Raw genomic sequence first — 13,507 nt, 5'->3', positions numbered from 1 at the left:
ATGTTCCGGGATCGGCTCTACACTTTGGCCGCCCGTGTCCGCGGAAGCGCAGGTTGGCCGGCGTCGGCCGCTTCGGCCCGCTTCAGGAAGAGACGCCCCTTCCAGCGGAACAGGACGAGGATGCCGCGAATGTATTCGTCCGCGATCATGCAGGCGTAGATGCCGACGAGCCCCCAGCCCCAATGGATGCCCGTCAGGTAGGACAAGCCTGTGGCGACCAGCCACATCGAGAACACGGCCGTCAGCATGACGAACCGGGTATCGCCGACCGCATTGAGGGCGTTGCCCATCGCCATGTTCAGCATTTTGCCGGGCTGCAGCAGCAGATTGAGCCCGAGCAGCGAGACGCCGAGCGCCACGATCTCCGGATCGGCCGTGAACAGCCCCAGCAGCGCCCGGCCCGCGAACAGCAGCACGAGCGCATTGACCGTGACGAGCGGCAGGCCGTACAGCAGGGCGCGGTAGGCCCCTCTGTAGGCCTCCTCCATGCGGCCCGCTCCGAACAGATGGGCAACCTGAATCTGCAGCGCCATCGCGATCGAGGATCCGAGCAGGAAGCAGAACGATTCCAGCGTGTTCATGTACGTCCGCGCCGCCAGCTCCTGCGGCCCCAGCATCGCGATGAAGGCGAAGATGACGAGCTGGGAGAAAACCCAGCAGGACATGTTGATGCCGAGCGGCCAGCCGATATGCAGGATCTCCTTGAAGCGCGCCCCGTCGAAGCCGAGCATCTCCCGCAGGCGGATGCGATGCCCGAACGACTGGACGAATACATAAGCCAGCACCGCCGTCGCGAGCAGCCGGCTGATGACGGTCGACAGGGCGACCCCGGTCAGCCCCCACTGCGGGAAGCCGAAGGCGCCGAAGATGAAGCCGTAGTTCATGGCGACATGGATGACGTTCATCCCGATGGCGATGATCATCGGCCCCTTCGTATTGCCGGTATTGCGGATGACCGTGCTGAGGGCCGACGTGAGCGCCGTCAGCACCATGCCGCCGCCGACAATCGAAATATAAGTGTCCGCCAACGGCAGCAGGCTGTCCGGAAGCTGCAGCACCGCCGCGATCGCGCGCGGCTTCGCGTAGAGCACGAAGCTGAGCGCCAGCCCGATCAGCGCGCTCGCGCTTACCGCCATAACGGCCACGGAGCGCGCCTCCTCTTCCTTCCGCGAACCGAGCTTCTGCGCGATCAGGATGCCGGCCCCGCTCGCCACCGTCATGAAGAGGGTCGTCAGCGCCTGGAACAGCTGGTTGGAGAAGCCGACAACCGCGACCGCATCATCCGAGATGCGGCTCACCATCAGCGTATCCGCCGCCCCCAGCAAAAACTGCAGGAACAATTCTATAAAAATCGGCCATGCCAGCACTCCCAGGGCATACCGATTCTGTTCTCTTTTCACAAATGAAACCTCCGTTATCCTCTTGATGTGGGCTGTATATCCTTGTGCAACGACGGATAGAACGTAATCATTATAGATGGTATACTCATATTGATGTGTCACAATATCAACTTGAACTATCAAGATGCCAACCTGTTCAATTCGGAAAAAGGAGGCTCTTCCAATGAAAGCGCTGCAGTTCACCTTGCCGCCATTGCCCTACTACATTTACAGCGGTTCCGGCATCATGGAGGCCGGCCAAAAGCATGCCAGCCGCCGGAATATCGAAGTGTTCGATATGCTGTTCGTGACCGGAGGCTGTCTCTATATGTACGAGGAGGGGCGGGAATATGCGGTCCGTCCCGATCATGTCCTGATTTTGCGGCCGGATCAGACGCACGGAGCGACGAAGGAATGCAGGGAGGCGACCACGTACTTCTGGCTGCACTTCCAGACGGAAGGTGCGTGGGAGGCTCTTGAGGAGGTGCCGCGTTCCCCCGCCTTCGACGTTGGCGAACCGGCTGTCGCTTCCCCTTTCGCCCCGCGGACGTTCCTCGTGACCTTGCCGCAGTTCGGCAAGCCGCTGCAGCCGGACCGGCTGCGGGAAGTGCTGCTCCAGCTCCGGGAGCTGCAGGAGGGGATACCCGAGCCGAATACCCCCTGGAAGGAGCAAATGCTGTTCCAGCACTTGTTCCATCTCCTGTCGGCATCGGCGGACCAGAACGACCTGTCCCCCGCCGCCGCGTGCGCGGAGCGGGCAGCCGCTTACTTGCGGCGCCATTACCGGGACGATATCAAGGCCCAGTCGCTCGGCGACAGCCTGAACTTCCACCCGGTCTATATCGCCCGGTGCATGCAGAAGCAGTTCGGCTGCTCGCCGATCGAATACTTGACGCGCTACCGCATCGAGCAGGCGAAGTTGCTGCTGCACCAGACGGATCTTCCGATCTCGCGCATCGCCGAGGAGGTCGGTTTCCGCCAAGCGGCCTACTTCGCCGCCTGCTTCTCCCGGTATGAAGGCATGTCGCCGCGCCGATACAGGCAGCAGTTTTTCTGCCATTAAGGAGCTGGCTCCCGCCACGGGATATGCCGCTGCGCCGGAGCAGCCGGGCCAGAGGCGCTCCGTCCGAGGCTCCTCCATCTTCCCGCTGTCATACGGCCCGTCTCCGGGCGGGCCGCCGCAGCGTCGATTCACGCCAGCGCAAGCCCTCCGCCTCCGCTTGCCCAAGCCGGCCCGTGCCATTCAGGCCCGCTTCAGTGCCCGCATTCATAGATGCGATGGCATACCGGACACCGTTCTTCCTGACATGCATTCTCCAGCAGCATGGCCTGCTCGATCAGCTTCTTCAGATCCCGGACGGCCATCGGTCTCGTGTACTGATCGTCGTCGTCCAGCAGGCAGGCGATCTCCAGCAATCCCGTCTTGAGCTGGCTGCATTGCACCAAGTGATGAATGTTCATCTCTCTTCCCCACCTTCTTCAATCTTTTTGACGCTCTTCGCTTTTGCGTTCTTTATCAAGGTGTTTGTGCCAAGGGTGCTATCCATGAATAGCATCATTCTGCTGATCGTTCTTCGCCGCGCTATCGGCACCTCCCTCCTCTCCCGGCGGAAACGCAAGCTTGCCGGCGCAACCCTTCGTTATCCGTCCCCCATGACGAGACTCGCTGCCTCTGCCGCGGCCCGGCCCAAGACTGAAGTATTTATCCGGCAACAGAGAGAGACAGAATCTTTTCTCCATACGCATGGTATCCAGGGATAGCGTCGCTTGCCAATACTATACCTCAATGGTATGCTGTTTGCAAGTCATGAATCGCGAAAAAAACGCGGGAAAGGAGGTCAGGCCGTTGAATATCGGAAAGATATTGAAGGAGCTTCGGGGAAAGCGATCGCTGCGGGAGATTGAACGTGAATCCGGAGTCAGCCATACCTATCTGAGCAGTCTGGAAAAGGGACGCGACCCGCGGACAGGCAAGGAGCGCAAGCCGACGCCCGACACGTTGAAAAAGCTGGCTCATGTCTATTCCGTTCCATACGAGTGGCTGATGGGCGCCGCCGGGTACATGGAGCTGGAGGAAGTCCCTTCGGTTCCCGGCCACGATAACGGGGAATGGCCGCATCCGGCAATGCAGACGGATGGCGCGGACGGCGCGGACGGCGCAAGCTGGAATTACCGCGCGGGCGGGAACAAGCTTGCGCCCCGCAGCGTCAAGGAGAAAAAGCCGTTCTACGAATTGACGGAGGTGTTGAACGGCGCCGTTCCGGTCCATTATTCCGGGCAGCCGTTGAGCCGGGAGGATCGAGAGCGGGCTCTTGCCATGCTGGAGGTGCTATTCCCCGGACGGCGTCCCGCTTCCGATGCGCCGAAGGAAGAGGAAGGCTAAGATTGCGGCGCTTGTCCAGATGCAGCGGCGGCCCTCCCGAGTTAGTCCGGGAAGGGCCGCTTTTTTTAATGAATATTCGCCTTGCTGAAATTGCCGCCCAGCACGTCCGATACAGTCTCGATGGCGATGAAGGCCTTCGGATCGATATCCTGCACAATCGCCTTCAGCTTCGCCACTTCCAGACGCGTGAGCACGCAATAGATCATTTGCGTATCCTCGCGCATATAGCCGCCTTTGGCGTAAATGAACGTCGTGTTGCGGCCAAGCCGGTCGATAATGGCCTGCGATATTTCTTCATACTCGGACGATATGATCGTCGCCGACTTGGATTCGTTCAGACCTTCGACGACGATATCGATCATTTTGAAGGCAATATAATACGTGAAGATGGAGTACATCGCCGAATCCCATCCGAACACGAAGCCGGCGACGATGAAAATAAAGACATTAATGATCATGATTAACTGGCCGACGGGAACGTTGACTTTTTTGGATACCAGGATAGAGACAATCTCCGTACCATCAAGCGATCCGCCGAAGCGGATGACGAGACCGACGCCCGCGCCGAGCATAATGCCGCCGAACATCACGGCAAGCAGCTTCTCATTGGTGAACGCATTCACATCGTGAAGAAAGGCGGTCGTCAACGACATGACGGCGATGCCGTACAGGGTGGAAAAGCAGAACGTCTTGCCGATCTGCCTGTACCCAAGCATCAGGAACGGCACGTTGAGCAGGAACAGGAACAACCCGAGCTTCAGCGAGGTCGTCTTGGACAAAATAATCGATATTCCCGCGATTCCCCCGTCGATAATGCTGTTAGGCACCAGAAACAACTCCAGCGACACGCCCATCATGACAGCGCCTATCGTAATAAATACAACTCGTTTGATAATATCCAGCAGCTTTGTTTTCTTATGAGTGCGAGCCATAAATCTCCTCCAAACTTGAAAAGAATCGGTATATCAACCCCATCCAGAGAATGCCCATTCCAGAATGGGTATACGCGCAATGCCAATGTCCCGGGCCTGATGGCCATTTACTCAAATCGGCAGCCGCCCTTTATTCTCCGCCTTTATACACGAGCGCTTTCGCCGCCAGCTTCTCGCTCAGACGGACCAACTGCTCCAGCTCGCCCTCTTCCAGCAAGGATAAGTAAGCCGTCAGCGTCCGCCTCGATCGGTCCTGCGCCTGCCGCAGCAGGTGGTGGCCCGCTTCGGTAATCGAGACGAGCACGACCCGCCGATCGGACTTGTCTGGGACGCGATCGACGAGCCCGCTGTCGAGCAGCCGATCAATCATCACGGTGACCGCGCTTGAAGTCACGCCCAGTTGTTCGGCGAGCATGGACACCTTGCCCGGTCCCCGCCGCTCAATGACGTTCAGCAGCGAGTACTGCGCAATCGTCAACCCCAGCTCCTTCACGTTCGCCATGTCATGCCATAGCGTGCGCGCCAATACCGTCATGGCCTGTTCATAGCGTTCCACCCACGATGACATGCGTTCCATTGTCCCACTCCTTCCCGCCGCGCCGAGATTATTAAAAGATTCATTAATTAAACTATCAATTAATTAAATGATTTAATTATTATATAAGCAAAAAAAGGAAGAGTCAAGTAGGCCCATTTTCCTAATTAAGGGAGTTTTCTTCACTTATTTTACATGAAGCGACATATATCTAAAATTTATTTAATGTCGATAAATAATGTACACTCATTTGCTTAGGCATCGTCCGCTAAAGTAAATGATGTTTCTCTATTTCGAACGCAGCCATTTTTCAAAAGCAGGGAGGAAAAACTGGGAGACAGGGACAAAGCATAGGTTTATAGTCACAAAACAATCATCAAATCCAATTTGGTTGGAAAAGGGCGGAGTTCAACATGAATACGAGATTTCAATTTCGGTTCCGGCATTTAAAAACAGCAATCAAAATTTATATCTTGGTCGGGATTGGCGTGTTGTTATTGGGAATCAGCACACTTCTCTCGTATAGTTACTCATCCGAACAAGCGGAGCAGGGCAATGCGATTTTGAATGAGGCGGTCGGCCAAATGAAGGCCATTCATGATTCCGTAAAGATGACGGGGACCGCGATTGGGCATCTGAATGAATCCTCGGAGCAAATCGGGAAAATTATTGATGTCATCACCGGCATCGCCAGCCAGACCAATCTGCTGGCCTTGAACGCATCCATCGAAGCGGCCAGAGCCGGAGAGAGCGGCAGAGGGTTCACCGTGGTCGCGATGGAGGTGCGCAAGTTAGCGGAACAGTCGGAGGATTCGGCCAAGCAAATCGCCAGCTTAATCGAAGAAATCCAGTCCAGCATGCAGCAGACGACGAAGTCGATGGAGCTTGTGCAGAAGGACGTATTATCCGGTATGGAAATCGTGGACAAGGCGGGACAGACGTTCGAGACCATCTTGGATACGGTCCAGAAAGTCACCTTCGAAATGCAGGAAACATCCGCTTCGACCGAGGAGATGTCGGCGGGGACAGAAGAAATCTCGGCATCTGTAGAGGAAATGGCCTCGATCGCGGAAGAAGCGTCCCAGACCGTGCAAACGGTCGTGTCGGCATCGGAAACACAGCTGGCTTCCGTTCAGACGATATCCGCTTCCACGGAGCAACTGAGGGTGCTGTCCGAGGAATTGCAGGCCATCGTCAAGCAATTCAAATTATAAAAGTATCGTTGCCGCGAAAGAAAATCAAGCCAGGAAAAGCTTCCTGGCTTGATTGGCGTGGCCGGGCATCCCGCTCCCTTGCCGCGCTAGAACCGGAACGCCGCATATCTCCACTGGTTCTCGAGCGCAACCCACACATCATCGGTCTCGGCCCCCGCATACCAGTAAGCGAAGCCGGCGATATCGCGGCTCGCCGCCATCGCATATTTGGCGGCGAGAGAACGGCTCTCCTCCGCCCACACGAGACGGCGAACGCCGCTGGCCGTGAAGTCCGCCACATATTGGGCTGTCTTTCCGTCCCATTTTGTCTTGCGGGAGCGCAGCAGTTCTCCTTGTTCCATCAATGTCATATCGCGGGAAGTCAGCTTATCCCCCTGTACGATCCACTCCCTTGTATAGAAAGGAAGCGCGGCAATCACCTTGTCCGAAGGAACCGACTGCAGCAGCTTATCCAATGCGCGCTCCACCCACGGCAGCGACGATACCGAACCGGCTGTCGGGGCGCCCCCCCAATGCTCGTCATATCCCATCAGCACGATGTAATCCGCCGCCTCTCCCAAGGCGGCATAATCGAAGGCCTCGGTCCAATCCGTACCCAGATCCGGAGACACGTCGACAGAGAGCACCGCCCCCAGCCTGTGCAGCTCGTCAGACAGCTCGGTGATGAAGGCGGTGAGCGCTTCCCTGTCCTTCGGGTAGACATTTTCAAAATCGAGATTCAAACCGTCGAGCCCGTACTTCACGACAAAGCCCGACAGCTTCGAAACGACGGCATTCTTCCGTGCCGGTTCGGTGAGCACTTGATGCGTCAAATCCGCATTGAACCGGTTCCCCACCATCGCCCAGACCTGCTTGCCATGCTGCTTCGCCCAGTTGATGAGCGTCATGTCGGTATGATCGGAGACCGTCTGGGACGAGTCCAGGAAATACCATCGCGGGGTCAGTGTATTGATTGGCGATGAAGCAACTTGCGCTATGTACTGCTGCGTCGTCAATTCATGCTGCCACCCCAACTCGATGCGCCGCGGCGGAGCCGATTCCAGCGCGTTCGACCAATCCGGCCGCTGAAGGGCGCGATGCAGTACGACAGCCGTTTCTTGGCGGGTCATCGGATCGGTCGGGCGGAACTTGCCTCCATCTCCGTTCATCAGATTCTGCTCCTGCATCATGCTGACATACGGAACGGCCCATTCCGCGATGAGGGACGCGTCTTCGTACGACAGCCAGCCGAGAGCCGCCTCCTTCGGCTGCTTGAACGCCCGCATGATGATCGCCGCGGCTTCTTGACGGGTTACCGGCCGCTGCGGCTCAAACGAGCGCTCTCCCGTTCCATCCACCAGTTGGAGCAGCACTCCCGCCTGCACCGCTCCGTAGTACCACGCCTTGCGCGGCACGTCAGCGAATGCGGGAATATCGCTGGCCACGGGCTGCATCTTGAGCAGACGGTTCACCATTGAGATGAACTCGGCCCGCGTCACCGCTTTCCCCGGTTCGTAGGTCCGGTTGCCGAAGCCGGTCACAATGCCTTTATTATAGAGAGCGACAATATCCTCCTGCCCATAAAGGCCCTCAATGTCGTCGAAGGGCAGCGGCGCCCTCTTCGATTCTCCCCATGCCAAGCTTCCTGTAATGAACATGGCGGCCGCAGCCGCCAAAATGACGAATTTGCGTCGAAAACTCAATTCGGATGTCCTTCCTTCACTAGAGATGATAGATTGTTGCTCATCCTCATCCTAGCAAAAAAGAGAAAATCCGTAGATGCCAAAATATTGGTAATCTATTCTATGAAGACGCAAGTAATTGATTGCGCAGCAATGACATCTGTTGATCCATCTGAAAGGAGGACTGCGCGAGCGCCTTCAACTGTTCTTTCGCTTCCTCGGGGATTTCTCCCCCTTGGTATTTGTAATTAAGCTTATGCTCCGTCGCCGCCCAGAAATCCATGGATGACGTCCGCAGTTGAATCTCCGCCGGAATCCACAGTACGCCTTCCGACAGGATCACCTGAGTCTGAACCACCAAATGCAAGCTCATGTAGCCGCTTGGCTTCGGATTTTGGATATAGTCCTTGATCTGAATAACGCGGATATCCTCCCGTTGTTCGATATGCTCCTTCATCATGTAGACGTCATCGATGAATGTCGTCACGATGCGAATGCCGGCGATATCCCGAATCTGCTCCTGCACGATCTGCTGGTTGAACGGGATGTTTTTTCGTTCCATTTTTTTGATGAGAGACAGCGGGTCCTTAATTCTTCCCTTGATATGCTCGATGGGGGAATATCCGTGCCTTGTCTTCCATTCCAAATCAATGATTTGAAAATCGCTTTTCAGTTCATTGAGCGCCATTTGGTACTGCCGGAAAAAACCGCCCCAATGCTTCTGCAGCGCTTCCAGTATTTCAAATCGTCCAATCGTCAAGTTCATGCGGGTTCCTCCATTGCTGTTAACCTATATATTTCAGCTTACGCTACACGGATTGGATTTTCAAATGGCTCGCCGTTCATAACCGGCAAGATTTACTGAGCCGTCTGATTCCCCCGCCAAGCCGCACCAAGGAGGTCACATGATTGTGAAATTGACTCCATACCAGGACATCGCTAATTTGCGCGCCACATTTTGGGATGAAAGATTGTCTTCCAACGTGCTGTATAACGGGAAAGCGTTCATCTTCCGAACCGCCCGTGCCCAGCCGGCGACGACGGCGGCGGCATATCCCCTTCCGCGACATGCCTCCAAGGTCTCCAGCCCGGCCTCATGCGATCGGGGGGCGATGCGCACGCTGCGGCAGATCGAGACGGCCCTGTTGCCGCGCACGAGCGCGACGCAGGGCTGCGCGTAGCCGATCTCCGAGGCCAGCCATTCGAAGCCGCCGCGAAGCAGTTCGGCGCCATTGTCCCGGGTGATGCTGACGACCTCCATTGCCGGTTCGGTGTCAGGAACCAGATAACAAGGCCCCATCGTGAAGCGGCCGCTGCGCAGGAGATCCTTATACGCCTCCAAATGCTTCGGCTTCGTCTGGAAATCCCGGATGTTCGGCTCATCGGCGCATAATTTCTTCAGTCGCGCGGCAAGCTTCTCCGGGACGTCATGACGAACCCGGCACAGAGCCGAACCATCAATCGACCGTCCGAGGAAACACCGGGGCGCAGGGGGCCCGCCGGGCCAAGGCTCGTTGATCGCGAGAAGCCTCATGCTTCGGTCATGCGTAAACATCGCCTCAGCATGCAATTCCATCAACACATGGGCGGCAGGCTTGCTTTTTTCCTGATCACTCAAGCTTCCGTCCCTCCGATCCCTTAGAATGAACAAGCTGCAATATCAAGTACGACTTCATCATAGCAAAAAGATCCAACCCTTACACGGTTATCGTTGCTCCGCGAACAAGACGCCATAAAAAACAAGCGGGTGCTTCACCCGCTTCCGATATGTCCTCCCATTCCATGTTCCTCCCCTGATTAATCAAGCGCTCTACCCTCTTGCCGAACGTATGAAGAACGTTAGCGTCCTTGCTATGAAGCTCAATGCCTTCGTTGTCATGCAGCTTCATAAAAACATGGTTCTCCTGAGCCGTCATCCTTAGCTCATTGCCGCTGAACTTGAGTTCTTTCCCGAAGGGATTGCCCCAATATTTCACACTGGGAGTTTCCCAGCTTCGGAGATTTCCCCCTTCACGAAGAGAGGAGCGGACAAAGGCTTCTTCCTCCCGATGGTTCGGGATATACAACTGGACAGTGTCGCCAATCTGCGGCATACTATATAGGCCTGTCTTTCCTTCAGCCACATAGGGAGAAGAATAAGCAAACCAGCATGCATCCTCTTTTGTCTGCACATCGTCTATATTCAAATGGAGCTTCACTTTATCTTTCGCGGCGTCTATTCCTTTTCCTCCAAGGGATGCCCCACGAATTAGACTCGTTTCATATCCTAGAGTATCAATTATGTGAACATCAACAGCCGTGTTGTTTTTTATGTGTTTTGATAAATTTTGTATAACTGCATTTTGTTTAGCAGTATTTAAAGGTTGTTGCTTTGAATTTAAAAATGGACCTTTCAGTGAAATATTGCCCAAGCCACCTGGATCCTTAAAATCTACTCCTTCTATATCGGATGGTTGAAACTTTTTATTCAAAGCTTTCACTGACCTAGATATTCCCAAATTCTCATTTCTATCCAGAGGCAGTATGGAACCAGATTTTTTTAGCCTTCATCGCATATGGTTTAGTCATGTTGGTCTGCAAGGAGGCTGACACCACTCAAACGCTATGGTCATTACTAAAGGGTCTATATGAATAAAACGTGGGACCAATTCTTGATGGCGCTGCACCGCAAACCAACCAAGCACTCGAAGGGCAGGCGAAAGAAACGAAAGGGTGGTCGACCACGAAAAAAACCAAAGCAATGTAAGACCGTTAAAGTGGTGATGAACTAGGTAATAATGGCATATTAACATTTGATGGTAATATATTCCTATGGTTTAGTGGGAGATCGACTTTTGGCTTTGCTAGGAAAAAAGAAACTGTAAATATATAAAATAATGATTATTCGTTCCTCATCAGAAACTTGAAGTCTTCTTCATGTTAGGTTCTATGCAAGGCTAGTGGGAATTCTCCCCTTTTTCTTTATTTTACTTTACCGGAGATTCATTTTTCTACGATTTCATTTCACGGATTCAGGTGCACTATTGTATGGGTAAATATTCCGGGTAGGTAGCCAGCATATTTTCAAATAATCAGGGCAACCCTTTCAAATAAAGAAACCTTGAAAAGCACGTAGGCCAATCAAGGTTAGTTTGTTTTAAATACTGTTTTGCTTCGTTTTTACTCTAAGAAAAACTTCAGTTCATTGTTTCCACTTTTCGGAAAGTATTCTAAATCTTCTCCATCAAGAGTAAAAAGAGTCTCTCATAGTAGAACAAAGCTTATGTTGGTTATCAATGAGTAAAGTAGCTCTGGTCATGGGGAGCCCCACCTAAGTAATATGCTTGACTAGCACCGAGGATAAGCAAGCGTTTTTACGTTTTTGATTATGGCTCTATTAAGGTAAACTTCGGTACTTTCTTTTTGTATTCTTCTATCGCATCAAATGGAAGAAAGCTCACCTTTTCGGGTACTTTTGTTCGAGATAAATGAATACCGTACAAACAAGAATTACACCATATGTCTAAAAATCCGGCTCTTGACTTTATATCTCCGACAAATTGATAGTCAATCCCACATTTTTGGCAATTGGGGCATGAAATTCTAGAAACTTCTTCGTGATTGTTAGCAATGATAGTGGTTAACTTAATCCAATCCTTGAACTTTGAGTTACTCAATTGTTATCTCCCCTTTTTTCTATAATACTCCCACCATGAGTCTTCTGAACCATATGCCCCTTTTTCAAATTCGAGTAACATCTCATGGTCTTGGGGCTTCCCAAAAATTTTTGTTTGGTAGATATGAATTCTCTCGTGCCCCAATGTTTTAATTAAATTCTCCTTACTGCTAAAAGCATCAGGGTATAATATTATTCTATTTCCTTTTGGATCTGCCCATCCATACAAGTCCTTTCCAACTAATTCAGCGTCCCGAACGATTTCTATTTTTATGCCTTTTAATCCTATACCTGCATCTTCTGCAATCTTCTCAACGTGCCTCAATTGCATTGGTTCAGGAAGGTCTTTGAATGCTCCCGTGTTGGAGGTTCTGCGGTATAAATCCCGTTCAATGTTACCCGTCCCCCCAGCTCTGCTTTGCACTTTTTGAACCTGTCCAATTGTACTTTTACCATTATTTATTTTAGGTGTTCCTATCGATGTTACTTCAGCTATCCTTTCAGCACTTGCTGCACCGCGCATAGCAGCCTGGAAATCAGACGAGAGTTCAGTTAGAACCATTTGTTGCTGCATTTGCATAGTAATTAATTGAGCTTCTATATAAGTTGAACTAATGATTTACTAAATGTCCCGACTCCAATCGGATGCAAAGTCGATCAATGATCTTCATAGGGTTGAGCATGATATTTTCCATAAAGATACGAACATTCTTGCGAATGTCATCAACAGTGTGATAGAACACGTTATGGATCACATCGGATTTTAGCCACTTCCAAAGCCCTTCTACAATATTGAGTTGCGGGCTGTAAGCAGGTAAGAAGACAAAGCGTAAGCGAGAATTTTCTTCCAAAAAGGGTTGAAGCAGTTTGGCATGATGGATGCGGGCATTATCTAAAAGCATCACGATTTCACCGGTAGGATAGGCCTCCAGAACTTGTTTGAGGAATGTTAAAAACGTTTCAGCAGTGTACTCCTCGTCTTCACGCCAAACGATCTTGCCCGTCGCATAGTCTACTGTGGATAGCAATTTTACGCCGCGATTGTTTATTGCATACTAAAAATGCCTAGAATTGCAGCGTAAAAATGCTCAAGTTGAATGCAAAAAAGGCACTTGTCAGCCCCTTAAATTCCTCCTATCGTTAGGTTTGCGAGAACTTGACGAAGGAGATGGGAAGGATGCTGAAAATGCCTCAACAACACTATATCAGATTTTTACGCGAAGCAGAAGGGTGCTCGATCCGTGACATCGCCAGACAGATGGGCATTCACTGGAGAACCGCGAAGAAGTACGCAGATCAATCCAACTGGAACGAATCGATTGGTAAAAGAAAGAGTAAAAGCCCAGTTATGGGGCCGTATATGGAGATCGTGGACACATGGCTGGAGGAAGATCGCCTGCTTCCCCGGAAACAGCGGCATACCGGGATACGGATCTACCAGCGGCTGAGAGATGAACACCAGTTTACAGGCGGACAACGAACCGTTTTGGCCTATGTCCGGAAGCGAAAAAACGAAATGGAGCTCGAACGCGCTAAAACCTACGAGCGGTTGGAGCATCCACCGGGAGAAGCACAGGTGGATTTTACGACCATGCAGGTCAGTCGAGCGCAGCAGCTACTCACCTACAAGTTGCTGGTGATCTCCTTTCCGTACAGTAATGCTGCATTTGTATACCCGACACCGGCTGAGAATCAGGAATGCTTTTTAGAAGCGATGAAGCAATGTTTCGAGCAGATGGGAGGCGTCC

General features: G+C 52.6%; 13 protein-coding genes and 1 pseudogene. 4 read left to right on the top strand and 10 right to left on the bottom strand.

From position 1 onward, the window contains the following. Positions 1 to 17: 17 nt before the first annotated feature. Positions 18 to 1,400 carry an MATE family efflux transporter gene (locus ABD76_RS13900; protein WP_197257757.1) on the bottom strand — a complete coding sequence of 461 codons (1,383 nt, stop codon included), beginning with the start codon at positions 1,398 to 1,400 and terminating at the stop codon, positions 18 to 20. Positions 1,401 to 1,563: 163 nt separating this feature from the next. On the opposite strand from ABD76_RS13900, the gene ABD76_RS13895 reads away from it, so the two are divergent. Beyond that, entirely contained in the window at positions 1,564 to 2,442 is an 879-nt protein-coding gene (locus tag ABD76_RS13895; protein WP_197257755.1) for a helix-turn-helix transcriptional regulator, read from the top strand. Positions 2,443 to 2,633: 191 nt separating this feature from the next. Here ABD76_RS13895 and ABD76_RS13890 read toward each other — a convergent pair whose 3' ends face one another. Continuing rightward, a complete protein-coding gene (locus ABD76_RS13890) occupies positions 2,634 to 2,840 on the bottom strand; it encodes an exonuclease (protein ID WP_168178840.1) in 207 nt (68 codons plus the stop codon). A gap of 385 nt (positions 2,841 to 3,225) precedes the next feature. Here ABD76_RS13890 and ABD76_RS13885 point away from each other — a divergent pair, with 385 nt between their 5' ends. Further along, entirely contained in the window at positions 3,226 to 3,762 is a 537-nt protein-coding gene (locus ABD76_RS13885) for a helix-turn-helix domain-containing protein (protein ID WP_197257753.1), read from the top strand. 65 nt (positions 3,763 to 3,827) lie between these two features. Here the strand turns inward: ABD76_RS13885 and ABD76_RS13880 are convergent, their stop codons facing one another. Beyond that, positions 3,828 to 4,694 (bottom strand): YitT family protein, encoded by an 867-nt coding sequence (locus ABD76_RS13880; RefSeq protein ID WP_197257751.1) that lies wholly within the window; start codon positions 4,692 to 4,694, stop codon positions 3,828 to 3,830. Between the two features lie 130 nt (positions 4,695 to 4,824). Continuing rightward, positions 4,825 to 5,271 (bottom strand): MarR family transcriptional regulator, encoded by a 447-nt coding sequence (locus ABD76_RS13875; protein WP_197257749.1) that lies wholly within the window; start codon positions 5,269 to 5,271, stop codon positions 4,825 to 4,827. 371 nt (positions 5,272 to 5,642) lie between these two features. Here ABD76_RS13875 and ABD76_RS13870 point away from each other — a divergent pair, with 371 nt between their 5' ends. Next, a complete protein-coding gene (locus ABD76_RS13870) occupies positions 5,643 to 6,443 on the top strand; it encodes a methyl-accepting chemotaxis protein (RefSeq protein ID WP_242069569.1) in 801 nt (266 codons plus the stop codon). A gap of 86 nt (positions 6,444 to 6,529) precedes the next feature. On the opposite strand, the gene ABD76_RS13865 is transcribed toward ABD76_RS13870, so the two are convergent. The 6 genes and pseudogenes from ABD76_RS13865 to ABD76_RS13840 all read right to left on the bottom strand — a co-directional run. Continuing rightward, entirely contained in the window at positions 6,530 to 8,125 is a 1,596-nt protein-coding gene (locus ABD76_RS13865) for an S-layer homology domain-containing protein (RefSeq protein ID WP_197257747.1), read from the bottom strand. A 100-nt stretch (positions 8,126 to 8,225) separates the two neighbouring features. Continuing rightward, a complete protein-coding gene (locus ABD76_RS13860) occupies positions 8,226 to 8,870 on the bottom strand; it encodes a GTP pyrophosphokinase (protein ID WP_197257745.1) in 645 nt (214 codons plus the stop codon). Between the two features lie 135 nt (positions 8,871 to 9,005). Then, the gene (gene aac(2')-IIb / locus ABD76_RS13855; RefSeq protein ID WP_242069568.1) at positions 9,006 to 9,722 is read right to left on the bottom strand and encodes a kasugamycin N-acetyltransferase AAC(2')-IIb; all 717 of its coding nucleotides are present in this window, start codon (positions 9,720 to 9,722) and stop codon (positions 9,006 to 9,008) included. Positions 9,723 to 9,801: 79 nt separating this feature from the next. Beyond that, a complete protein-coding gene (locus ABD76_RS13850) occupies positions 9,802 to 10,584 on the bottom strand; it encodes a type VI secretion system Vgr family protein (protein ID WP_197257743.1) in 783 nt (260 codons plus the stop codon). A 1,179-nt stretch (positions 10,585 to 11,763) separates the two neighbouring features. Continuing rightward, positions 11,764 to 12,339, bottom strand: a complete 576-nt coding sequence (locus tag ABD76_RS29560; RefSeq protein WP_242069567.1) for a hypothetical protein — start codon at positions 12,337 to 12,339, stop codon at positions 11,764 to 11,766. Between the two features lie 31 nt (positions 12,340 to 12,370). Then, a pseudogene (locus ABD76_RS13840) lies at positions 12,371 to 12,802 on the bottom strand (IS630 family transposase); the annotation flags it as partial. A gap of 134 nt (positions 12,803 to 12,936) precedes the next feature. On the opposite strand from ABD76_RS13840, the gene ABD76_RS13835 reads away from it, so the two are divergent. Beyond that, positions 12,937 to 13,507 (top strand): transposase (locus ABD76_RS13835; RefSeq protein WP_197256826.1); only part of this gene is annotated, 571 nt, incomplete at its 3' end.

This window comes from Paenibacillus dendritiformis, assembly GCF_015845845.1.
GTDB classification, from domain to species: Bacteria; Bacillota; Bacilli; order Paenibacillales; family Paenibacillaceae; genus Paenibacillus_B; species Paenibacillus_B dendritiformis_C.
This window is presented reverse-complemented; position numbering and strand designations above follow the sequence as displayed.